The 21,943-nt window shown below is 41.1% G+C and carries 15 protein-coding genes; 10 read left to right on the top strand and 5 right to left on the bottom strand.

Features of this window, described 5'->3' with window-relative positions; translation table 11 throughout:
- The first annotated feature begins 505 nt into the window (after positions 1 to 505).
- Together FLL46_RS16575 and FLL46_RS16570 are read left to right on the top strand one after the other, a co-directional pair.
- The gene (locus tag FLL46_RS16575; protein ID WP_142932447.1) at positions 506 to 3,271 is read left to right on the top strand and encodes a PD-(D/E)XK nuclease family protein; all 2,766 of its coding nucleotides are present in this window, start codon (positions 506 to 508) and stop codon (positions 3,269 to 3,271) included.
- Positions 3,264 to 6,866: a UvrD-helicase domain-containing protein gene (locus tag FLL46_RS16570; protein WP_142932446.1), complete on the top strand. Its 3,603-nt coding sequence runs from the start codon at positions 3,264 to 3,266 to the stop codon at positions 6,864 to 6,866. The genes FLL46_RS16575 and FLL46_RS16570 overlap by 8 nt, the downstream gene beginning before the upstream one ends.
- A 71-nt stretch (positions 6,867 to 6,937) precedes the next feature.
- On the opposite strand, the gene FLL46_RS16565 is transcribed toward FLL46_RS16570, so the two are convergent.
- Complete coding sequence (locus FLL46_RS16565) at positions 6,938 to 7,672, bottom strand: UDP-2,3-diacylglucosamine diphosphatase (protein ID WP_246119335.1); 735 nt, start codon at positions 7,670 to 7,672, stop codon at positions 6,938 to 6,940.
- Positions 7,673 to 7,717: 45 nt separating this feature from the next.
- On the bottom strand, positions 7,718 to 8,209 hold the full coding sequence (locus FLL46_RS16560) for a peptidylprolyl isomerase (protein ID WP_142932445.1): 492 nt from the start codon (positions 8,207 to 8,209) through the stop codon (positions 7,718 to 7,720).
- 424 nt (positions 8,210 to 8,633) lie between these two features.
- Here FLL46_RS16560 and FLL46_RS16555 point away from each other — a divergent pair, with 424 nt between their 5' ends.
- The 6 genes from FLL46_RS16555 (at position 8,634) to fabB (ending at position 17,153) form a co-directional block, all read left to right on the top strand.
- Entirely contained in the window at positions 8,634 to 10,625 is a 1,992-nt protein-coding gene (locus tag FLL46_RS16555; protein ID WP_142932444.1) for a TonB-dependent receptor plug domain-containing protein, read from the top strand.
- 51 nt (positions 10,626 to 10,676) lie between these two features.
- Positions 10,677 to 11,219 (top strand): YfiR family protein, encoded by a 543-nt coding sequence (locus FLL46_RS16550; protein WP_168204200.1) that lies wholly within the window; start codon positions 10,677 to 10,679, stop codon positions 11,217 to 11,219.
- Positions 11,216 to 13,258 (top strand): putative bifunctional diguanylate cyclase/phosphodiesterase, encoded by a 2,043-nt coding sequence (locus FLL46_RS16545; RefSeq protein ID WP_142932442.1) that lies wholly within the window; start codon positions 11,216 to 11,218, stop codon positions 13,256 to 13,258. The genes FLL46_RS16550 and FLL46_RS16545 overlap by 4 nt, the downstream gene beginning before the upstream one ends.
- A 305-nt stretch (positions 13,259 to 13,563) precedes the next feature.
- Positions 13,564 to 14,961: a cysteine--tRNA ligase gene (cysS, locus tag FLL46_RS16540; RefSeq protein WP_142932441.1), complete on the top strand. Its 1,398-nt coding sequence runs from the start codon at positions 13,564 to 13,566 to the stop codon at positions 14,959 to 14,961.
- 354 nt (positions 14,962 to 15,315) lie between these two features.
- Positions 15,316 to 15,846, top strand: coding sequence for a bifunctional 3-hydroxydecanoyl-ACP dehydratase/trans-2-decenoyl-ACP isomerase (gene fabA / locus FLL46_RS16535; RefSeq protein ID WP_142932440.1), 531 nt, complete (start codon positions 15,316 to 15,318; stop codon positions 15,844 to 15,846).
- 92 nt (positions 15,847 to 15,938) lie between these two features.
- A complete protein-coding gene (gene fabB, locus FLL46_RS16530; protein WP_142932439.1) occupies positions 15,939 to 17,153 on the top strand; it encodes a beta-ketoacyl-ACP synthase I in 1,215 nt (404 codons plus the stop codon).
- Positions 17,154 to 17,278: 125 nt separating this feature from the next.
- Here the strand turns inward: fabB and FLL46_RS16525 are convergent, their stop codons facing one another.
- Positions 17,279 to 17,515 (bottom strand): SlyX family protein, encoded by a 237-nt coding sequence (locus FLL46_RS16525; protein ID WP_210418730.1) that lies wholly within the window; start codon positions 17,513 to 17,515, stop codon positions 17,279 to 17,281.
- 37 nt (positions 17,516 to 17,552) lie between these two features.
- Positions 17,553 to 18,035, bottom strand: coding sequence for a glutathione peroxidase (locus FLL46_RS16520; protein ID WP_142932438.1), 483 nt, complete (start codon positions 18,033 to 18,035; stop codon positions 17,553 to 17,555).
- Between the two features lie 156 nt (positions 18,036 to 18,191).
- Between FLL46_RS16520 and FLL46_RS16515 the strand changes: the two genes are divergently transcribed.
- On the top strand, positions 18,192 to 19,592 hold the full coding sequence (locus FLL46_RS16515; RefSeq protein WP_142932437.1) for a M20/M25/M40 family metallo-hydrolase: 1,401 nt from the start codon (positions 18,192 to 18,194) through the stop codon (positions 19,590 to 19,592).
- Positions 19,593 to 19,613: 21 nt separating this feature from the next.
- Positions 19,614 to 20,378, top strand: coding sequence for an enoyl-CoA hydratase-related protein (locus FLL46_RS16510; protein WP_142932436.1), 765 nt, complete (start codon positions 19,614 to 19,616; stop codon positions 20,376 to 20,378).
- A gap of 182 nt (positions 20,379 to 20,560) precedes the next feature.
- On the opposite strand, the gene FLL46_RS16505 is transcribed toward FLL46_RS16510, so the two are convergent.
- Positions 20,561 to 21,934: an SLC13 family permease gene (locus FLL46_RS16505; protein WP_142932435.1), complete on the bottom strand. Its 1,374-nt coding sequence runs from the start codon at positions 21,932 to 21,934 to the stop codon at positions 20,561 to 20,563.
- Between the last annotated feature and the right edge of the window lie 9 nt (positions 21,935 to 21,943).

The following is a 21,943-nucleotide window of genomic DNA, read 5'->3' as shown; positions in this document are numbered from 1 at the left end:
AATATGTCAGGAAGACGGCATGGATTGCAAAGGATTTATTGGATAGTGGTAAAAGGGTTACCTGTCAATGGAATTGAGAGAAGGACTTGAGGAATTTGACGGAGCCAAATCGGAAACGGCAACGGATTATACTTGGATAGGTCGAAGAAATTTAAAAAAGGCAGCTTCTTAGCTGCCTTTTTTAATGCCTGAAAGAAAGTGATAAGGCCTGCTAAATCAACAAAACCATAATATTCTTTAAAACATTTCTGTTTAGACCTTAAAATGCGCCTTGTAACCCATTAATATGTACCCCACAATATCTGCGATTGTAAATGGCTTTGTTTCAAGCAATTTTAAGCGGCTATTTTAAGCGAATGAAGGCGCTTAATGTTTCTTCTGTCATCGATTGAGTTTTACTAAACTAAGACCACTAAACTAAGACAATCAGATAACTTGATTCTTCGATGTTAGATAGAGTTGCAGATAAAAATTCTAATAAAAAGCGAATAGAGAACTTAATTTCATGCCCATCAGCATCAATTACGATGAACTGGCCACGCTTGTCGATGATTCGACTTTAATACTGACACCCAACTCACGAACCCAGGGAGCAGTGGTCGTTGGTGCATTAAAGAACGAAGCAGAGCGACAAGTTGTAAGAGCACCTGATGTTTTATCTTTGTCTCAATGGTTGCAGAACCTGTGGCAGGAAATTTCATTTATCGAGTCTATTCCGTCAATTATTGGAAACCTGGAACTAAAAACCTGGTTAAAAGAACAAATAGCCAACACAGACAATTGGCAACTGACGAACGAATTAGGGGTTGCTGAAAAAGCGTTGGAAGCGTACAGAAACCTTATACAATGGGAATTGTGCATTGATGATATCGAACAGGCTGAAGTGCCGGAACACCATTACTTTATTCGGTGGAGCAAACAACTAGAGTCATTTTTACAGGATAAAGCACTAATTCCAGAATTTGCGATTACCAATTTCGTATTAGATAGATTAGATCTGGTTACTGACAGGCTGCCGACGAAAATTGTTTTGGTCGGTTTTAACCAACTAACGCCGGCAGAAAAATCATTATTTAAGAAATGCCAGTCTTTTAATATTGAAGTGAATGAATTCACAGCAAAATGCTCGGCAGATAAAGTATCGAGAATTGAAGTATTAGATTTTAGACAGGAAGTAGAAATTGCAGCAGCCATAGCCAGAGATTCCGCCGCCGATTCATCGACGACTTCCGTCGCCGTTGTTGTTAATCAGTTGGCAAGTCATCTCGACCTGGTTCATCAAATCTTTAGTGACTATTTTCAGCCAGATGAATCTTTGCCATGGAATTCTCTCAAAAAATGTCAATACAATGTGTCTGCCGGTCAGCCTATTCAGCAAATGCCGATGGTGTCGGCAGCAGTTAAAATAATCAGTTTTCAAAGCTCAGGCTTGGATCTGCAATCACTGTTATTTATCAAAAACACGCCATATATCAATTGGGGGGCAGAGGAAGGCTCAATCAAACGCTTTCTTTACCAACAAGGTTTGTTGGCTTATGCGAAATATTCCTACCATTACTTAATTAATGCTATTGACCAGTCACCGGAATCCTCAAAGCTTTCTGTTTTACGGCAAAGAATCGATGAACTGCAAAATAGACAAAATTACTCAAGGACGATGACTGCCTGGGGGGATTTCTGGAATTCAGTATTACGCCAGTGGGGTTGGTGCCATGAGTACGACTTTGATGAGGCAGAGCAGAAGTTATTGGTTGAGTTTAAGGCTCTGATAAAACAAACATCAAAGTTAGCCATCGTCTATAAAAAAGTTAAAGTTAATCTCGCGCGAGAATTTTTATTACAGCTGCTAAAGCAAACCGCTTTCCAACTTCCCAGCGACAGAACGAATGTTCATGTGCTAGGAGTTCTCGAGGCCAGCGGTCTGGTATTTGATAAGACGATTTTAGTTGGATTTAATCGCGATAATTGGCCGCAAAAAGTAAAATCAAACCCGTTTTTACCAATTGCTTTTCAGCAAGCTAACGCTATGCCGTCATGTTCTGCTGAGCGCGAGTTTGAGTACGCTCAAAGTTTGTCGCAATCTTTATTACAAAGTGCCAGTCAAATCTGGATAACCGAGAGTGTTGCAGCTGATGATGAACTTTCCACCGCATCTCCATTTTTTATTCGATTTCCAACAGAGGAAAATATTAACGCTCAAATCTTAGAGCCTTTGTTGCCGGTGACTCCTGATTATCATTGGCGTTACGATGACAATGTGGAACTGCCTGCCGGTAAAATTTCCGGTGGTGCTTATCTACTCGGTCAATATGCCAGTTGCCCGTTTAAAGCGATGGCCAGGTTTCAGTTTCAATTGAGAGGTACGCAACAGCAAGTAAAGGGAATTGAAGCAAAAACCAAAGGCGCCTGGCTACATCGTTCGATGGAGCTTTTGTGGGATGAACTAAAAACTCAAGCAAAATTATTGTCGCTTTCTCCAACTGAAATTAAGCAACAAGTTGCGCGTATTTTAGAAACATCAAAATCTGAATTTGAATCTGAACTCTTTGCCAGCGCGCCTGCGGAAATCATTGATATCGAATATCAAAAACTTATTTCACAAATTTGTGAGTGGCTTGAATTAGAGAAGACGCGCAAACCTTTTGAAGTTGAAACAGAAGTTGATAAAAGTCTACGTCTCGGTCAGTTAGAGTTTAAATTTCGAGTAGATCGAATTGATCGGATTACTAATGACAGTGAACAGCAAAGCGGTAGCATTGAGATTATCGATTATAAAACAGGGCAAACGGATTTTAAAAAATGGTTGGGAAAAAGACCGGAAGAAGCCCAAATGCCTGCTTATGTTTTGGCATGTAGTGACGAAATGATTGAAAGTTTATCCTACGCTAAAATTAAAACTGGCGAAATATCGATAAGTGGCGTTTGGTTTAATGAACAAAAATCAAATCAAAAAAGTGATGACAAAGCAGATGAAACCACTTATCGATTTTTAGAAAAAGGGTTGGGACAGGAAAAAGATAAAACCAAATATTTACAAAGTAATGCCGAATTGATTGATAGGTCGGCATCCCTTGCGCAACAGTGGAAGAGAAACCTCGAAGCGCTGGTTGAAAAAATTTCAAGCGGTGATATGCCGGTATCTCCCAAAAGTAGAACTGAATCGTGTCGATATTGCGAATTTTCAGCTTTTTGCAGGATATCTGAGACGCAACCCGAGGCAGAAGAATTAACCGTTAGTGACACAGGAAAAAGTAAATCCAGCGATGAGTAATGTAATTGATCAGTCAGTGCGAGAAGAGGTGCTTAACCCGGTTGAGTCGTATATTGTGCAGGCTCCGGCAGGGTCTGGTAAGACTGAGTTACTCACTCAGAGAATCCTTGCGTTGTTAGCCGCTGTAGAAAAACCGGAAAATATTCTTGCGATTACTTTTACCCGAAAAGCAGCCGCTGAAATGCGAAGCCGAGTGGTCTCTGCATTAACTTTAGCGCAAGGACCAGAACCAGAAGCGCCTCATGAACGATTTCGTTGGAAAATGGCAAAAAAGGTACTGAAACGGGACAAAGAAAAAAATTGGCATCTGGTTGAAAACGCTTCGCGTTTGAACGTGACTACCATTGATAGTTTATCGGCCAGTTTGAGCGCTGCGTTACCATTGCTATCGCAGACAGGAGCCCTGCCGGCGATTGCTGAAAATGCATTTAAATATTACCGTGAGGCCGCAGATAATTTGTTGGCATCTATTTCTAATGGCGATAAAACTGCTGAAGATATTAAGCAGCTGCTTAAGCATAAAGATAATAACCTAAATCTGGTTAGTGAATTGATCGCGCAAATGCTTGGGAAAAGGTTGCAATGGTTGGCGCAAATTGGCGCACATGGTCGTCGGTTTAATCAGCAATTACTGGCACGTTCTCTGGATGTTGTCGTACGAAACACGTTGAAGAACATTTACGACATAATTCCTGTTGATGTTCTTAGTGAATTACCGGCTTTGCTTAATCAAGCCAGTGCTGTGTTGAGAAATAGTGAAAAGGTAACTAAACATTATTTGTGTGACCTTCAACCGGTGGATGCAATTGTCCGTCCTGATTGGCTCGACAAAAAGACCTGTATATCTGCCAACTACGAAGAGAGCGACTTTTTTGAGCATGAAGTTGAGTTAGCTGAGGAGTTGTATTTGTGGAAAGCTATCGCTGAACTATTTTTGAAAGCGAGTGGTAAAGGAGAAATACTCAGCCGTTTCAATGTAAAAAACGGGTTTCCACCAGAAAAAAATGCCAAAGACGAAATAGAAAAACAACAATTTAAACAAAACAAAAAACGAGTTGACGAAATCGCTAAGTGTTTGAAGGCTCATTCAGGTGTCGGGAGCTTACTTTACCAGGTAACGATTTTACCCGACCGTTACAATTTTGTTCACACGGAACAAGATGGCTTCGATTCTGAACCTCTTAGTCATGAACAATCTGACAAAGAACAAACCTACCAAAGTTTAAATTCTGCCATCGCGCTATTACCGGTTGCGTTAGCTCATCTCAAAATTGTTTTTAGTCGTCATAACGTAATCGACTTTTCCGAACTGGCGCTTGCTTCTCTCGAAGCGCTTGGACATGAAGATATGCCTTCAGATCTGGCTTTGGCACTCGATTATAAATTGGAGCATATTCTTATTGATGAGTTCCAGGATACGTCGACGCCGCAGATCGAATTAATTAAATTGCTAACGGCAGGTTGGGAACGCGATAGTGGGCGAACTTTATTTTTGGTCGGCGATCCGATGCAATCGATTTATCGGTTTCGCGACGCGAATGTCAGCTTATTCATGAGAATTAGAAATCGAGGAATCGGTATTATAAAACCAAAATTTCGCCAGCTAAAAGTCAACTTTCGCTCTCACAAAACAATCGTTGACTGGGTTAATAGGCAATTTAGCCAAATTATGCCGGAAGAAGAAGATTTGACATTTTCAGCGGTGAGTTATGCTGACTCTGTTGCTTTCAATCAAAGCAGTAAGAGCGCCCAGGTTGAAAGTTTCTTCACTGTAGATGCGGACAATAATATCGCACAAGCCAACAAAGTTATTGAAATAGTCCAAAGTCACCTTGATGAAAACCGGCAACTCGAAAAGAAGAAAACCCTCGCAATTCTAGCGAGAAGCAGAACAAACTTCACTGAAATTATCGAGTTGCTTAATCAAAACAATATTGATTTTGAAGCGGTTGAAATTGATCGGCTTTCGCAAAAAATAATCGTATCAGATTTGACTAGCCTGGCGTTTGCGTTGTGCGACCAGTTTGATGAATTGTCATGGGCGGCTTGTATGCGTTCGCCCTGGTTTGGTCTTGATTTACAGGATATTAAACAGGTTTTCACAGAAACAGAGCAAGGCATGTCGATACCTGAAAGAATTGTTCGTGCAATGCCGATGATGTCAAAAGGATCACGAGCGCGGTGTGAAAAAATTCTACCAATTTTGCAATCGACAATCAGGTTTAAGGGAAGAAAACCTTTTCGTAAGTGGCTGTTGGGGTGTTTCGTCGCGTTGGGTGGTTTGTCTCAGCTTGATTATCAATCCGAGCGAGATGACTTGCTCGTGTGTCTGGATAAATTATCGGAATTGAGTGAAGGTGGCGAATTGAATGATCGTCAACTGGTAATCGAAGCGATTGAACAACTATTTGCGGCCTCAAGTCCCGCGGCTGATGGTCAAGTTCAAGTGATGACCATTCATAAATCGAAGGGCTTGGAGTTTGATACCGTCATATTACCCAGGTTGGATAGTGGCAAAAAAATGGCAGATCAAGTGTTGTTAAAATGGACGCAAGTGTTAGATGAAGAAGGCAATGGACATAACCTTATCGCCATATCTAAAGAAACCGGTAGAGAAAATGATAGCGTCTACCGTTATATTTCATACTTAGATAATGAAAAATCAAAGTATGAAGATCAGCGAGTATTATACGTTGCCGCAACTCGTGCGAAGCAAAACCTTTATCTTTTAGGTAATGTAAAAACTGATTCTAAATCTGGCTCGCCATCTGAGCCAGCTTATAAACCGGCCACTTCTCTAAGCTATCTTGCAATGCTATGGCAAGGTGTTAAGGATGATTTTAAAATCATTAATGGCTTTGAAGGAAAAAACATCAATTCAAAGTTGGCTGATTCTGTTCAAATTGAACAAGAAAAATCTGAGTCGGTGGACTCGTTTTATGAATCTAGAATGATCAAGCAAGTTAATATTTCTCGTACCGCTCAAATGCCGCAACAAACAATACCTGATGAGTTACCTGCGGGTGAAGCGATTGCGGGAGCGCAGGAGGAACTCGGCCAGGCGATTTCCGATGGAGCGAGCACAATCGGAACGGTTTTACATCGCCAATTGCAGTGGGTGAGCGAACATTGGCATGATGCATTCGAATTGCCGCAAAATTGGGCACAAGTAACCAGCGCTCAACTGAGACAACTTCACTGGTTTTCCGATGATGAGTTGGATGATGCAGTGAGTAAAATTTTATACGGATTGAAAGAGACGCTCAATGATGATTTCGGACGGTTTGTTTTGAGTGCAAAAGAGGAAGCTGAAAGTGAACTGATTTTGCATAAAAAACTGGAGCATGGCAATTATTTAACCAGAATTATCGACAGGACTTTTGTAGACTCGGGTGTTCGCTGGATTATTGATTACAAGTCTTCTCAGCCAGAAAAAAAGGAATCGTTAGAGGAATTTTTGCAACGAGAGACTGCGCTTTATCTCACCCAGATGACCGATTATTTTAATATGTTCGTTAGTTTAGAAAGTCGCCCAATAATTGCCGGGCTCTACTTTCCAATGATTGGTCATTTCGAAAAATTACTTGAGCGATAATATTTCGAAATTAAAGCCTTGTATAAAGGAAATTGAAGTTTATTCGAAAAATCAACCGACAGAAAACAGGGTCAGTTTTCTAAATCAAAAAAATGACTTTGAACTTGAGAATTTTTAAGCGACAGATAGTGTCCTTGTTCTGCCCAGTCGCTCAATACCACTCTTTCGACTGTATTATTATCACCCATGTCGACCATATGCCGTCCTTCTCGGTGTGTATGGCCGTGAATGAGCCACTGGCACTGATTGGATTTAAAGCAATCAAATACGGCTTGCGCGTTCACGTCCATAATTTCCGTATTTTTATTTTGTTGTGCATCTTTGCTTTTCGCACGAATTCCATCTGCGATTTCAAGCCTCTTAGATACTGTTTGACTGAGAAACTGTTGTTGCCATTGTTCGCTTCTTACTGTATTCCTAAGTTGTTGATAAGCGACGTCGTCGGTGCACAATGCATCACCATGCATCATGCAGATTGTTTGTCCTGCCCAGTCTAGCAAATGAGGCTCATCAATTAGTTCACCGCCACAGGCTTTGGCAAATTGATGTCCAAGTAAAAAATCTCGATTTCCATGGGCGAAAAACAATTGGCCATGTCGACTATATTCTGCGAATAGATCAATAACCTGCTGGTTAAAATTCGTATGATTATCATCTCCGACCCATACTTCAAATAGATCACCCAGAACATAAAGGCACTCGCTTTCAGGCGCAATCTTTTGTATGTAATGAGTAAATAAATTGAGCAGATGTGGCTGACTTTCCACCAGATGTAAGTCAGAAATAATGTGAATAATTTTCGACATGGAATGTTTACCCTGAATAATTCGCTCTGTGTGCCTTGACCTGATTTATTCTACGGTGATCTTAATAATCTCTACAGGTTCAACAGGGACATCTTGCATTCCGCTGGCAAAGCCGGTTTCGACACTCTTAATCTGATTAACGACAGCCATTCCGTCAACAACTTCACCAAAGACTGCATAGCCCCAGCCCTGAGCTGTTTCGGCTGTAAAGTCGAGGAAGTTATTATCTTTTACATTGATAAAAAACTGACAGGTTGCCGAGTGTGGGTCCATTGTTCTGGCCATGGCGAGAGTACCGGTTTTATTGGAAACGCCGTTTTGTGATTCGCATTTAATTGGCTGATTGGTTGGTTTCTGGTTCATTTCTTTATCGAAACCGCCACCCTGGATCATAAAATTTTCGATCACTCGATGAAAAATGGTCCCTTCATAATGGCCGCTTTCCACATATTCCAGAAAATTCTTGACTGACTCTGGTGCTTTCTCAGGCAATAACTCGACTTTAATGTTCCCAAGATTTGTCTCAATAGTTACCATAATTGCTCTCGCTTATCATTTGCTTTATTTGAAAATGGGATTCTACCTTAAAGATATTGAGATTGAAATTAGCGAATGATTCACCAGATGAGATAAGTCATTCGTTTGAACTTCTCAAGACTGACCGGAGTGGCGACTTATCAATCGTCTATTGTGTCTTCGAAATTCTTTGGGCTTCTGGGAATTCTTCTATCGAATTGTTTGATTGAATCAATCTTTGTTCTTTATATCTTTACCGCATAAGATATGAACAAAAAATAATGAAAAGTTTGAATTGATCTATTTTAAATCAAGCCCTTACTAAACTGTATTAAAGCTAAAAGTCAATAATTTAAAATTGAAAAGATGATTCATTTTACTCGGTGAAATATTAAAAAGAACGACTATACTTAATATTATAATAGACCAATCAACTTACATTGCGATGGACCGACACCTTCAACTATTTCTTATCATTTCTCTTTTTGTTGTTTCTAATACCGGAATTGCACTAGCGGCAGAACCAACGGCTGCGGAGCTTATAGAGCTTCAACTGGAAGACTTGGTTTCGATGGACATAGAAGTCGAGAGTGCCGGTAAAAATACATCGAAAGCATTTGATTTACCCTATGCTGCCTACGTTATCACCGCAGATGACATTAGTCGAAACAATATTCAAAATATTCCTGATGCTTTGAGTATGGTTCCCGGCGTTCTTGTCGAGAGAATGGGCGCAAGTGAATGGGGGGTGTCAATTCGAGGTACAGGTGGGCGCTTTGCGCGATTCGTATTAGTTCTCATTAATGGGCGAGTGACCAATAACACTAATTTTAGCGGTGTGAATTGGGACGAACTTAATGTCTCAATCAATAGCATTGAAAGAGTTGAAGTTATCAGGGGGCCTAATGCAGACTCGTGGGGGGCAAATGCGGTAAACGGTATCATTAATATTATTACCAAGAATGCTGATTCGGCAACGAAAAATAAACTCCGCGTTGTCACTGGAAACTCTTATCGAAATAATATTGATGTTTATTATAACAACAATGTTAATGATAACTGGTTTCATTCGATTAGCATTCATAGGAATGATGCCGAGGGGTGGAAGAACAGAGATGAAACCATACAGCAGCGAGATTTTGTCGATAGTCGTGTGACGTATCAATTAGAGAAACACAGTGAGCAAAGTGAACTACAGTTTTCTCTTAGCCATTTTCGCAATAAACAGTCTAATTTTTGGACTGCATATGAGTTACCCAATGTCACTCAGTTTGAAAATTTTGAAGATAAAACCGGTGATGTTTTTCAGGTGAATTACCACCTTCAACTCACGCCAGAAACATTGATTCGTTCCAGACTATCTTACGATATCACCGATAGAAATTTGAGTTTGTATCATTGGGATTCGGAAAACATTCAGTTTGATCTTGAAACTCAGCATAAATATCATCAGCATTTATTCGACACAGGCATTAATTTAAGGCACGCGCAAACGGACTTTTTTGCTGACCCTCGTTTCCCAGTTGCCGTTGACCCAGAGTCACTCGGCGTTGACTATGTCGGTGGATTTATCAACGGTAATTTTTCGTTAATGGATGAAAAACTACTGCTAAAAATTGGTGCGAGAATCGATAATAATTCACTGACCGGTTATGAGTTTCAACCTTCGACTCGGCTATTGTGGAAGGCTTCTGATAAAGATCGATTTTGGTTTGCCGCATCACAAGCCGCTTCCATTCCATCCGTCGGCTTGCTAAAAAATACTCGAACAATTATTGGTGCTATTCCCGCGGAAAACACAGGAACCGGATTTCCCCTGGTCATTAATATCACTGAAAGTCACAAGGTTAAAAATACGCGAGTTAATTCGGTGGAGTTCGGGTATCGACACTTGTGGGAAAATATGAATATTGACTTGACCGCTTTTCGGTTTGAATATGAAAACGAGCTTATGACTTCAAATCTAGGGTTGCCCGGGTTTTCCGAGTTTCCACCGGGGCCTGACAGTTATTTAATTCAAAGGTTAGCTTACAATTCTGAAAAATCATTTCGAACCGATGGTGTTGAGATAAACTTATTGGCTAGAATGAGTTCGGATTGGAAACTGCAATTTTCCTATAGCTATCTTGGCGATAATGATAGCGGCCTTGAGGCTGTTGATCACTTAGCTTCATTACAAAATAGCTATCAGTTCACTGAAGATCTAGGGCTAGAGTTGTGGTTAAGATATTCTTCTGGTAATGATGTGATTTTATCTGATGACTTTGTTACAGCTGACGTGAATGTTAACTATCAGTTTTCACCAGGTCTGCATTTGAATTATACCTTTAAAAACCTGAGGGAAAGTCGATACCTGGAAGGTCAGAGAATCTTTTTTTCGATTGATGGTTTGTATGTTGAAAAAGCGCACTACCTCACTTTTTCCTGGAGTTTTTAGCGGATGGTTTGTAGGTTGTTCAACTGTTGTACTGCATTAGTAATCCTGCTTATGTTTTGTGTGCAATCAACCGCTGCGGAGCAGAAGGCTGCGGCCATGAAAGTTGCTTATCTTTACTATTTTTCAAAGTTTATAATTTGGCCGAAAGATAGTTTTGCTAATACTGAACATGTCAACCTCTGTATTGGTGATGTTAATAAAGAGGTTCAATATCAACTATCGACTATTAACAACAAGAAAGTTAAAGAATATAAACTCAGAGTGATTCATATCGGGGGAATAAAAGAAAACTTCAATCAAGAGGCTATTAAGGAGGAGAGTAGCGCTACTCAGGAAAGTCTCGACCTTTTAAATCGCTGTCATATTATTTTTGTTAGCGAATCAATGTCTCAATGGTTCAATGAAAACAGCGAGCGGTTTCCTGAGTATTCACTCGTTGTGGCTGAGGATGAACAGGTAGTTAATAGTGTTATTCTGCTTCATATGCGTGGTCGAAAACTCAGTTTTGAAATTGACAATGAATTAGCTGTGTCAAAGCAATTAAAAATAAGCGCGAAACTGCTCAAGTTATCTCGTAAAAGGAGCGAGTTATGAAGTATTTTGTTAATGCTTCTATTCGAGGGAAAATTATACTGATAACTTTCTTTATCAGTTTGATTGTCTCAATTGTGATGACTTCGATAACTGCATTTAAAGAGTTTGCGCATTTTTCTGAGGCATTTGAGCAAAGGGTTCAAATGGAAATTCAAATCATCAGCGACAATATTGGTTCTGCTTTATTATTTGAAGATAAAGATAACTTGAAAGAAACGGTTGAAAGCCTGTTTCAAGATAAAGCGATAGTAAATGTAAAGGTTTATGATGCTGAGGAGCATTTGTTTTTCGAACTGTCTTCTGGCGCCGAGAACATCCAACCGGAAAGAATTGAAAATATCGAAAAACAGATTGTTGTTGATGGCGAAAGTATCGGCATAATTCGAGTCGATGTATTTAATCACAACCTGAATGAAGTCATAAAGAATATTATCATTGCGATGTTCTTGAATATTACTATTTCAGTTGTTTTGGCGGCGATTCTGGCGTTAATTTTTCAGCGTTTGATCTCCGCGCCCATTCTTCATTTATATTCGATGTCTGCGCAAGTTGCACAAACACAAAACTACGGTCTGAGAGCTGAACAGTATTCATCAGACGAGGTTGGCAAACTTGCCGCAATGTTTAATCATATGTTGGAAAAGGTTGAGCAACGAGATGAGAAATTGGAAAAGCTTGTTGAAATGCGGACTGTCGAACTGGAAAAACTGGCGGACGAATTTCGCCATCGGGCATTTCATGATTCGTTGACAGGCTTACCCAATCGAGCCGTGCTTTCTGAGCGTTTTACTTTGGCCGCCGATCAGGCGTTGCGGCGTTCCAATAAGTTTGCTTGCCTGTTACTCGATCTGGATAACTTTAAAACGATTAATGATACTAAAGGTCATAATTATGGCGACAAATTGTTAGTTGAAGTGGCCAGAAGGTTAAAACAAACTGTTCGAAAAGAAGATCTGGTTTGCCGACTCGGCGGCGATGAATTTGTCATTTTGTTGGTTGGTCTTCGAACCCTTGACGCGCTCAACATTGCCACAAGGAAAATACTGAATGTGTTTTCGTCAGATTTTTATATCAAAAATGAACGTGTTAAAACTGGTGTCAGTATCGGGGCCTCATTGTTTCCTGACCATGGAGAGTCTCTCAATTCAATAAAAAGAAAAGCAGATGTAGCGATGTATCGAGCAAAAGATTCAGGTAAGAATTGCTTTTTTGTATATACGCCTGACATGCAGGAAGATGTTAAGCATCGTTTAATGATCCAGAACGATCTGGTAAAAGCATTAGAAGAAGAACAACTGGTTTTATATTATCAACCTAAAATATATTTAAAATCGAATAAGGTGTCAGGGTGTGAAGTTTTAATTCGCTGGCAGCATCCTAAGGAAGGCTTCCTGACGCCTGCTGCATTTATTCCATATGCCGAAGAAAGTAAATTAATTATCCAGCTTGATTATTATGTGTTGAGAAAGTCATTTGAGACATTGAAAAACTGGCAAAGTAAAGGGGTTTCCAATACGAGTCTGTCAGTCAATTTATCGGGCAGACATTTTACAAACTTTAATATTGTTAAAGTGATCAAAGAGCACTTGGCGACATACAAAATTGAACCTGAGTTACTGGAAATAGAAATTACAGAAGCGGTACTTATTGAAGATCCTGAAGTAGCACAAGAAGTGGTGTCAGCAATTAAAAAGCTCAGGGTTCGTTTGAGTCTGGATGATTTCGGTACAGGATATTCCTCACTGAATTATCTAAGAACCTTACCGATAGATTGTATTAAACTCGATCATTCGTTCATTCAGAGGATTGATATAAGCCAGCAAGACAGACGATTAATTAAGGGAATTATCTCATTAGGAAAACAACTACAAATTGAGTTAGTCGCAGAGGGAGTTGAAACCGAAAGTCAGTTGGAAATTTTACGGGCACTTAATTGTGATTATGTTCAGGGCTATTATTTTCTAAAACCGGTACCAGAAACTGAATTTGTTGAGTGGCTAAAACGCTCAGAACCTTTTGACCCTGCACAATCTGCCTGAAGTATTAAGTTTTTCTTCGACCGCCGGAATTTCGGGGCCTTATATCTCAAAAATATTACACGTGCTTTAGCAAAGTAACCTCATTATAATAGGCTTTGATTTTATCCAGGCTTGTTGAAAAGGATGATATGGGGAAGCACTAACCAAGGGTGTGTGAGTATGGTGTGTGAGTTTTGCTGGAGCCAAAAGTAATATTGCATTTGGCTAAAAATCACCCAATAGTTCCTTTGCAACCTAAGTCACTGGTCATCAATTCAACGACTAATAACGAAAACATAACGAGAACAGATGGAGTTTTGACAAAGATGTTGCGAATTTATAACAGTATTTCACAGGGCAAGCAGGAGTTTAAGCCAATTGAACCAGGTAAAGTCCGCATGTACGTCTGCGGAATTACTATTTATGATTACAGCCATATCGGTCATGCAAGAACTTTTGTCGCATTTGACGTGATTGCTCGTTATTTACGCTATAGTCAGTTCGATTTAACTTTTGTACGTAACATCACTGATATTGATGACAAAATAATTGCCCGCGCAAATGAAAATAACGAAAGCATTAATGAGTTAACCAATCGATTTGAAAAAATCATGCATGAAGATTTTGACTCTCTTGGCATGATTAAACCTGATATTGAGCCGAAAGCTACCGAATCAATCAAGGAAATTATTGATATCATTGAGTTGCTGATTGAGAAAGATTTTGCTTATCAAGGAGCGAATGGCGATATCTATTACCATGTTTCTAAATTTGCGGACTATGGCAAGTTAAGTAAACAAAATCTTGAGGCACTTCAAGCTGGAGAAAGGGTTGAAGTCGCGAGCGATAAAAAAAGCCCGATGGATTTTGTGTTGTGGAAGATGGCGAAGGCCGGAGAGCCTAGCTGGGAGTCGCCCTGGGGTGATGGTCGACCAGGTTGGCATATTGAATGTTCTGCCATGTCAAAAAAATGCTTAGGTGAGCATTTTGATATTCACGGTGGCGGCTCTGATCTTCAATTTCCGCACCACGAAAATGAAATAGCACAATCGGAAGCAGCTAACGGCTGTTGTTTTGCTAACACCTGGATCCATACTGGTATGGTGCAGGTTGACAAAGAAAAAATGTCAAAGTCATTGAATAACTTCTTCACTATTCGAGATGTGCTTGCTCAGTATCGCGCTGAATCTGTGCGATATTTTATGGTTTCCAGCCACTATCGTAGCCAGTTGAATTATAGTGAGGACAATTTAAAGTCAGCCGATGCTGGTCTGGAAAGATTGTATCTTGCACTACGTGATCTTGATTTATCTAAGTTACCCTCGGTTTCCGCAGATAATCCTTACATTACAAAATTCAAACAGGCAATGGATGACGACTTTAACACGCCTGAGGCCCTCGCTGTTTTATTTGAGCTGGCGAAAGAAATAAACCGCGTTAAAGCATCAAATGTGGAAGCTGCCAGAGAACTTGCGGCCATATTAATTGAATTAGGTGATGTTCTTGGATTGCTGCAACAATCGCCAGAGGCTTTCTTGAAGTCAGGGGCTGGTGACGCTGCAGCTGATGACGAAACTTCGGAAATTGACGCGATGATTGCTGAGCGTAATCAAGCACGGGCTGAAAAAAATTGGGCGAAAGCCGATGAAATTCGTGACAAGCTACAGCAGATGGGGATTGTCTTAGAGGACAAAGACGGTAAAACCGGGTGGCGAAGAGTATAAAACAGGCAATAGGTCTTATTTTCTCTAATCCTGTCGTAGTTGAAAAGTTGCCAGGTAAACGCGAAAGCACAGACCAGAATGCTACTCAAAGATAAATAGGCTATTGTTTGCTAATCATTCAGCTTACACTTGTTCACTAAGGTCATACCAGTTATGTCGAGTAAACAAGGGATAATAGCGCGATTTTTAGCTGGGGCAACAAATCGGCTTTTGACAGTCGTCAATATTTGAGTGGATATTTTCAATTGAGTGTCCAATCAGAGATCCTTAATAAGGATCTCTGGACGAGTATAGATAACGTCTTGTTCCGGATTAACTTTTTAACCTAGCCGTCATTTATAAGGTTTATATTCTATGAGTCGTACCGAGTCTTTTTCCCGCGAAGAGTTAATTGCCTGTGGTAAAGGTGAATTGATTGGTTCTGCTTCCAACGGACGCCCAATTGCCCGTTTACCTCTCCCCAACATGCTGATGATGGACAGAATTACCTCCATTAGTGATGAGGGAGGCGAATACGGTAAAGGTCAAATTATTGCAGAACTTGATATCAATCCTGATCTCTGGTTCTTTGACTGTCATTTCGAAACCGATCCCGTTATGCCTGGATGTTTAGGCTTAGATGCTTTATGGCAATTGAGTGGATTCTTTCTGTCCTGGATGGGCAATCCAGGTAAAGGCCGCGCTTTGGGCGCAGGCGAAATCAAATTTGTGGGTCAGGTTTTACCAACTGCAAAGTTGGTTACCTATATTGTTGATATCAAAAGAGTTATTAAAAAAGGCCTGGCGTTGGTGATTGCTGACGCAAAAATGCTGGTTGATGATCGCGAGATTTATACCGCGAAGAACTTGCGTGTCGGATTATTCGAATCAACATCTGACTTTTAATCTCCTGACTTGAGGAGTATCTTATTGTCACGAGAAAAATTAATAAGACTTATTGCTGAGTCTGATTTCTAAATATTGAGTGAGGAAGTAGAATGAAACGAGTCGTAGTCACCGGAATGGGAATTGTATCTTGTCTAGGTAATGATATAGACAGCGTCGCCGATTCTCTTAAACAAAGCCGTTCCGGAATTCGATTTATTGAAAAATATAAAGAAGTTGGATTACGTAGTCTTGTGGCCGGTCGCCCTGATATCGAAGTAAAAGAGCATATCGACCGAAAAGTACTCCGATTTATGGGTGATGCTGCGGCATACGCCTATATTTCCATGAAGCAAGCAATTGAAGATGCCAAATTGACCGACGATCTGGTTTCTAACCCACGTACTGGTGTCATTATGGGATCCGGCGGTGGATCGCAAAAACATCAGGTTGAGTCTGTCAACATTTGCCTGGAGAAAGGCGTTAAGCGGGTTGGCCCTTATGCTGTTCCTAAAACCATGGCCAGCACAACGTCTGCTTGTTTAGCCACTCCCTACAAAATAAAAGGGGTCAACTACTCAATTACTTCAGCTTGTGCAACCAGTGCGCACTGTATCGGTAATGCATTTGAGCAAATCCAGTTAGGTAAACAAGACATCATGTTCGCCGGTGGTGGTGAGGAAGAAGATTGGCGTTTAACTTTACTGTTTGACGCAATGGGCGCCCTTTCATCGAAGTATAATGACACACCTGAAACGGCTTCCCGGCCTTACGATGAAACGCGTGATGGTTTTGTCATTTCATCAGGTGGCGGTACGCTTGTTCTGGAAGAGTTGGAGCACGCTAAAGCTCGTGGTGCGAAGATATATGCGGAAGTTGTTGGGTATGGCGCGACATCTGATGGCTATGACATGGTTGCTCCATCTGGCGAAGGTGCAGTGCGTTGTATGCAACAAGCACTGGCAACAGTAGACGGAAATATTGATTACATCAATACGCATGGAACCAGCACACCTGTTGGTGACACTGCTGAGCTTTCAGCCATTAAAGAAACTTTTGTTGATTACTTGCCTAAAATCAGCTCGACTAAATCCTTAGCAGGGCACTCTTTAGGCGCAACTGGCGTTCATGAAGCAATTTACAGTTTGATCATGATGGAGCGAGGATTTATTGCAGGATCGGCCAATATTAATCAACTGGATCCCGATGCAGATGGCCTACCGATAGTCCAGAAAAGTGAAGATGCACAATTAAACAGAGTGTTATCGAATAGTTTTGGGTTTGGTGGTACTAACGCAAGTTTGGTATTTGAAAAATATAAGGGCTAGTTGGATAATTTGTATTAGGAATATTTGTATTAGAATTATTTGAGAAAAAGCGCCGTTCAGGCGCTTTTTTTTGTCTGTCAAAATTGCATTTTATTTTAGCGCAGAGCACTCATTATCAATTGGAACTAATAATGCGGCGGAGGCGTTTCCAGGCTGGCGTCAATGACATTCGGTTGACGAAGATCTTCTAACTGTGTATTCATTCTCTCGATGATCTGGGTGAGTTTTCGAATGTCTTGTTGTTGACTAATGATCGATTGGTTAAGTTGTTCGATAAGATCTTCCTGAAACATCATTTTAGTTTCAAGTTCTTCAATTCGGTTAGTGGCAGACTCTAATGGGGTCATGGCTTTGTCATTCATAGCTTTGTCAATTGTTAGCGGGCCTTAATAGAGCCAATTATAAGTTCGCTAATACTTCTTTCTCAATATCTTCTGGCTTATCTTTTGGTGCAAACCGTTTAATTACCTGGCCTTCTTGATTGACAAGAAATTTGGTGAAATTCCATTTGATACTTTTCGAGCCTAACACCCCAGGGGCCTGCTTTTTTAGATAGTCATAAAGTGGTTCGCTATCATCGCCGTTAACATCAACCTTACTAAACATTGGAAAGGACACTTTAAAAGTTAAATCGCAAAAATTCGCGATTTCTTGATCACTCCCAGGTTCTTGCTTTCCAAATTGATTGCAGGGAAAACCCAGCACAACTAGTCCTTTGTCCTTATGGGACTCGTAAAGAGATTCCAGACCTTCATATTGAGGCGTAAAACCACACTTACTCGCGGTATTCACGATAAGTAATGTTTTGCCACGAAAATCAGCTAGCGATACTTTATTGCCTTTAATGTCGTTTACTTCGAACTGATAGATTGAATCTGACATAACCCGGAGCCTTTATCTGTGTTCTAAGGTGAATTATTAATGCGATTGTTATTTAAGTTGTAAATCATATTACACTTTATTGGCTTATTTGATAAGCTTTGCGGCTTCAGGAAAACGCTTAATAGAAAATTATTAAGAACAAAATAGGCTTAAACAATGAACAAAACGAGTTTCCTTTTCATCATATTTTTTACATTAAACTTTTTTGCCGTTGTCGCGGAAGGCGCAAGCGAGACTTCAAAACCGCAGTCTGAAACAGAAGTTGTGGCGTCATTGAGAGATAAGGCACTTAATAGTCATTTAGCTTTTGATATATTAGAGTCTCTAACCACTGAAGTTGGTGCAAGAATGGCTGGAACACCGCAAGATGCGCTAGCGGTGAAATGGGGAGTTGAGAAATTAAAGTCACTGGGTTTTGACAAGGTTTGGACAGAACCGGTGACCTTTGATACCTGGATCCGTAAAGAGGAATATGCGGCGATTGTTTCGCCATATCAGCATGAAATAAAAATTACTGCGCTGGGGTTTAGTGTGCCGACGCCTGAACAGGGAATTGAAGCCGAAGTGGTTCATTTTAAATCGATAGAAGATTTGAGCCAGTCGCCAAAAGACTCGGCGAAGGGAAAAATTGTTTTTATCAGTCGTAAAATGGAACGGTTTCGAGACGGTAAAGGTTATGGACCTGCGGTTAAAGCACGTAGTAACGGCGCGGTAGAAGCTGCGAAAAAAGGCGCAGTTGCGGTTGTCATTCGTTCGATTGGTACAGACAGCCATCGATTACCTCACACGGGAATGATGCGTTATAAGGAAGGCGTTAACAAAGTGCCTGCTGCTGCGATGTCAAATCCTGACGCAGATTTGCTCACTCGAATTTTTGCTCGTAAAAAAACGGTCAAAATGAAATTACAGATTAATTCTCATGCGGGGCCTAAATACACATCCCAAAATGTGATAGGTGAAATGACTGGCAGCGAATTTACTAATGAAAAAGTCGTGATTGGCGGACATCTTGATTCATGGGATTTGGGTACCGGTGCCGTTGATGATGGCGCAGGTGTCGCAATTACGATGGCAGCCGCAAAAATTATTGGTGATAGTAAACAGCGCCCTAAAAGGACTATTCGTGTAGTTTTATGGGCGAATGAAGAGCAGGGGCTTGTTGGTGCTAAAGCTTATGCGAAGCGACACAAAGATGATCTTGAGAATCATATTACTGGTGCAGAGTCGGATTTTGGTGCTGGCAAGATTTATGCGTTTGCTTCTAGAGTTGCCGAGGATAATCTCGCAGTTGTTAAGAAAATGGCAAAGCTAATGAAACCACTTGGCATTGAGTATGTTGATAACGAAGCAGGACCGGGGCCTGACCTGATTCCGATGTATGAGTTAGGGATGTCGGTGTTTAGCTTGCGTCAAGATGGCACAGATTATTTTGACTTGCATCATACTGCTGACGATACTCTTGACAAAGTTAAGCCGGAAAACCTGGCACAAAATGTCGCTGCCTACGTTGTGTTTGCTTATCTGGCTGCAAACAGCGAACAGAAAATCAGTCGATAATAGAATCGAGGAACTTTATTTATGATTAAACCAGAGTTTTTGTCAAATGAGCCTGTCATTGCTTACAAAGAGGGCCCGGTTTACGAAATTTCCATTAACCGTCCCGATAAAATGAATGCTCTCACCGACGCGATGTACGGTACTTTAATCGAGAATTTGAAAATTGCTGAAAAGGATAAAGCGACAAAAGTTATTTTACTCAGAAGCACCGGTGATCACTTTAGCGCAGGCAATGATCTAGCAGATTTTCTGGAAACTGATTTTAATCTGGAAAGTAATGTTGTGCAGTTTTTGCTAACTATGGCCAGTTTAACCAAACCTATTATCGCTGTAGTTAATGGGGCGGCCGTTGGAATCGGCACGACGATGTTATTACACTGTGATCTGGTTTATGCCGCAGCAGATGTTAAATTTTCAGTCCCGTTTATTAAACTGGGGCTAACACCCGAGGGTGGTTCAAGTCGTTTATTAGCGGAATGTTGTGGTGCCAGGAAAGCGAACGAGTGGTTGCTTACGGGCAGGAATATACTCGCGGACGAAGCGCTTTCTAGTGGTTTAGTCAATCAGGTGTTTGATGATGCTGAGAGTTGCTGGCACGGGGCAATGGATACTGCGCAAAAATTAGCCAAAAGTTCCAGCGAAGTGCTGGTTGCCAGTAAAAAATTGCTAAAGGGTGATCAGGTTGACAGTGTCGTTGAATTAATAAAAAAGGAAGCGCTGGTATTTGCAGAGCGATTGCAATCAGATGATGCGAAAGCTGCGTTTGCCGCTTTTCTTAATCGTTAGCTACAAATACTCGCAAAAATCAAAATAGCCAAAAATTAAAAGGACTTAAATATAGGGACTTAAATATGAGGGCTTAAAAGTTTAGGGATTTAAAAGACAGGCATTTACAATAGAGGACCGCTGATGAATTTTAGTGGTCCTCTATTTCGTTTGATAAGCGCTACTTTGAATGAGCGCGTCGGTTAAATGAGTAAATAACAAACTCCCGTGATTAACAGCGTTCCCAACAAATTCAAAGCAAAGCCATTCTTCACCATTTGTTGAATCGGCACTTTCTCACTACCATAGACGATCGCGTTTGGCGCAGTAGCTACCGGTAGCATAAAAGCACAACTCGCGCTCATTGCGGCGGGGAGCATCAGCAGGGCCGGATTAATTTGCGCGCTTAACGCTGCCGAGGCTAGTATCGGCATCAATAAAGCTGTTGTTGCGGTATTACTCGTCATTTCGGTCATGAATGTAACCGTGATTGCAACCGCAGCGATTAGCAAGATAATAGGCAGAGCAGTGACGCCTGCTAGTTGGTTGCCGATAAGCTCACTCAATCCGCTCGCACCAAATGCCTTGGCGATACAAATACCACCGGCGAATAATAACAAGACGCCCCAGGGGATCTCATTGGCTGCTTTCCAGTCGAGTAAGCGGCCCTCTTTACCGTCGGGAATCACAAATAATGCGATACAGGCTAACATCGCGACGCTCGCATCATTGGCGCCGATTAAACCGGTGAGTTCGCGCCAACCGCCAAAAGGTTCCTGACGGGTTATCCAAAGTAAAGCTGTGACGGCAAATACCCACATGACTCTTTTTTCTATCGTAGTCCACTTACCGGTTTGCGGTATTTCGATTGTTTCTTTTGTGGTGATGTTACGTGTAATCCATAACATCATCAGTGGGATGAAAATAATTACCAGTGGCAGCGCCCATTTCATCCAGCTCAAAAAGCCAAGGGATTGACCGGTTGTTTCTTGATAGGTCGAAAGAAACAATGCGTTAGGCGGTGTTCCTATTGGCGTACCTATACCACCGACACTTGCTGCATAGGCTATGCCGAGTAATAGTACTGTTGTCAGCTGCTTGTCTTTAACATTTTCCATGGTGGCCAGCGCTACCGGCAATAACATTAAAGTGGTTGCGGTGTTAGAAATCCACATGCTCAGAAGTGCTGAAGCGGCCATAAACCCCATGACCAGCCTTCTCGGAGACGCGCCACCAAAAAGGTTAACCATAATTAGTGCTATTCTACGATGGGCCCCTGAATAAGCCATTGATTGGGACAAAATAAAGCCACCGAGTAGCAGCAGTATTAAATGATGGCCATAGGCCTGGGCCACTTGAGAAGGGGTTAATACGCCTGTCATTGGGAAGACCGCCAATGGGATCAGTGAAGTGACAGGAATAGGAATCGGTTCAAAAATCCACCACACTGCACACAACAATGTGGTACTGGCAACGATAATTAACGGTGGTTCAAACCCTGAATAATGTAGTATCAAAGCTAAAGTCAGGCTAATTACGGGCGTTAACCATAATAATGTCGATTTTAATTTTTTCATTGATGATTG

Origin of the sequence: Aliikangiella coralliicola, from assembly GCF_007004725.1 — a bacterium.
Lineage (GTDB): Bacteria > Pseudomonadota > Gammaproteobacteria > Enterobacterales > Kangiellaceae > Aliikangiella > Aliikangiella coralliicola.
The sequence above is the reverse complement of the archived record's forward strand: the minus strand, read 5'-3'. Positions and strand labels throughout refer to the sequence as shown.

Coding starts and splice junctions, on each gene's coding strand:
- FLL46_RS16575 (WP_142932447.1), top strand. CDS start 506: ATGCCCATCAGCATCAATTACGATGAACTGGCCACGCTTGTCGATGAT.
- FLL46_RS16570 (WP_142932446.1), top strand. CDS start 3,264: ATGAGTAATGTAATTGATCAGTCAGTGCGAGAAGAGGTGCTTAACCCG.
- FLL46_RS16565 (WP_246119335.1), bottom strand. CDS start 7,672: ATGTCGAAAATTATTCACATTATTTCTGACTTACATCTGGTGGAAAGT.
- FLL46_RS16560 (WP_142932445.1), bottom strand. CDS start 8,209: ATGGTAACTATTGAGACAAATCTTGGGAACATTAAAGTCGAGTTATTG.
- FLL46_RS16555 (WP_142932444.1), top strand. CDS start 8,634: ATGGACCGACACCTTCAACTATTTCTTATCATTTCTCTTTTTGTTGTT.
- FLL46_RS16550 (WP_168204200.1), top strand. CDS start 10,677: ATGTTTTGTGTGCAATCAACCGCTGCGGAGCAGAAGGCTGCGGCCATG.
- FLL46_RS16545 (WP_142932442.1), top strand. CDS start 11,216: ATGAAGTATTTTGTTAATGCTTCTATTCGAGGGAAAATTATACTGATA.
- cysS (WP_142932441.1), top strand. CDS start 13,564: ATGTTGCGAATTTATAACAGTATTTCACAGGGCAAGCAGGAGTTTAAG.
- fabA (WP_142932440.1), top strand. CDS start 15,316: ATGAGTCGTACCGAGTCTTTTTCCCGCGAAGAGTTAATTGCCTGTGGT.
- fabB (WP_142932439.1), top strand. CDS start 15,939: ATGAAACGAGTCGTAGTCACCGGAATGGGAATTGTATCTTGTCTAGGT.
- FLL46_RS16525 (WP_210418730.1), bottom strand. CDS start 17,515: ATGAATGACAAAGCCATGACCCCATTAGAGTCTGCCACTAACCGAATT.
- FLL46_RS16520 (WP_142932438.1), bottom strand. CDS start 18,035: ATGTCAGATTCAATCTATCAGTTCGAAGTAAACGACATTAAAGGCAAT.
- FLL46_RS16515 (WP_142932437.1), top strand. CDS start 18,192: ATGAACAAAACGAGTTTCCTTTTCATCATATTTTTTACATTAAACTTT.
- FLL46_RS16510 (WP_142932436.1), top strand. CDS start 19,614: ATGATTAAACCAGAGTTTTTGTCAAATGAGCCTGTCATTGCTTACAAA.
- FLL46_RS16505 (WP_142932435.1), bottom strand. CDS start 21,934: ATGAAAAAATTAAAATCGACATTATTATGGTTAACGCCCGTAATTAGC.